1 protein-coding gene is annotated in these 1094 nt (G+C 67.1%); it reads left to right on the forward strand.

Going from position 1 to position 1094, the window contains the following annotated elements:
• The first annotated feature begins 96 nt into the window (after positions 1–96).
• Positions 97–1035, forward strand: coding sequence for a DUF2272 domain-containing protein (locus ABB28_RS17415; protein ID WP_083492079.1), 939 nt, complete (start codon positions 97–99; stop codon positions 1033–1035).
• Positions 1036–1094: the final 59 nt, after the last annotated feature.

A 1094-nucleotide genomic window follows, 5' to 3' on the forward strand; every position in this document is an offset into this window, starting at 1 on the left:
ACTCTGACCCCTTTCAGAAACGTGAGCCGGCAGGTGCACCCTTTTTTCACGTGCACACTGAGACGCTGCGCGCATCCCCCTTCTGCGGAGCACCGCATGCGCCGGTTGCTGCTTGCCTGCCTGTTGCCTTTCTCCGCGCTCGGCCTGTCCAGCGTCAGCACCGACGCGGCGGCTGCCGAAGCCTGCGATGTGCCACCGCCCTACGGCCTCAGTCCGTTGGCGTTGTCGATCCGCCAGACGGCCTGCAATGAGCATCGCCTGTGGTTCCGTCCGTTCATCGATCGCGAAGGGCGCGCCGCCAGCCTGGCGGTGACCGAAGCAGAGAACGAGCACCTTGCCGACAACGGCCTGATTGCCTGGCAACGCGTATCCGGCTATTGGCGCGACAGCGGCACGTTGAATGCGATGGGCGCCATCCCCGGCGCCAGCAGCTGCATCGCCTCGTTGGGATCGCGTTACACCGACAGCGACTGCCGCGCCTTCCTGATCGACAACCCCTGGTCGGCCGCCTTCATTTCCTGGGTGATGGTGCGCGCCGGGGTTCCCGGCTTCAACGCCTCCCCGCGCCACATCGATTACATCCGTGCCGCCTACAACGGCGCATCGCCGTATCGTCTCGCCGATCCCGCAGCGGAAAAACCCGCGGTCGGCGACCTGCTGTGCTTCCTGCGCGACCGCCGCGAGACCCTGACCTACACCGGCCTGGTGCAGGCGCTGGGCAATGGTTCGGTGGGCCACTGGAAGTCGCACTGCGAGGTGGTGGTGTCGGCCAACATGGGCGGCGACCGGACGCTGTACCTGGTCGGCGGCAACGTGCTCAATACCGTGGCGATGCGCATGCTCATGCTCGATCGCAGCGGCCGCATCGAACTGCCGACCAAGCGCGATGCCGAGCCGGACGGGATCGCAGCGACGTGCACGCCGGGACGCGAAGAGGAGTGCAGTTTCAACCGGCAGGACTGGGCGGCGCTGTTGAAGCTCACGGCGGCGGCGCCGATGCAGGTTCCTTTGCCGGTGGCTGCACCTGCGGAGTGAGGGTCGAGCGGGTGAGACCCCCTCGCGGGTGGCTTTCAGGCTGAAGCTGGGGGTGGCCG

This window comes from Stenotrophomonas chelatiphaga, from assembly GCF_001431535.1.
GTDB classification, from domain to species: domain Bacteria; phylum Pseudomonadota; class Gammaproteobacteria; order Xanthomonadales; family Xanthomonadaceae; genus Stenotrophomonas; species Stenotrophomonas chelatiphaga.

Bases quoted from the DNA above. Each gene is read 5' to 3' on its own strand.
- ABB28_RS17415 (WP_083492079.1), top strand. From the start codon at position 97: ATGCGCCGGTTGCTGCTTGCCTGCCTGTTGCCTTTCTCCGCGCTCGGC.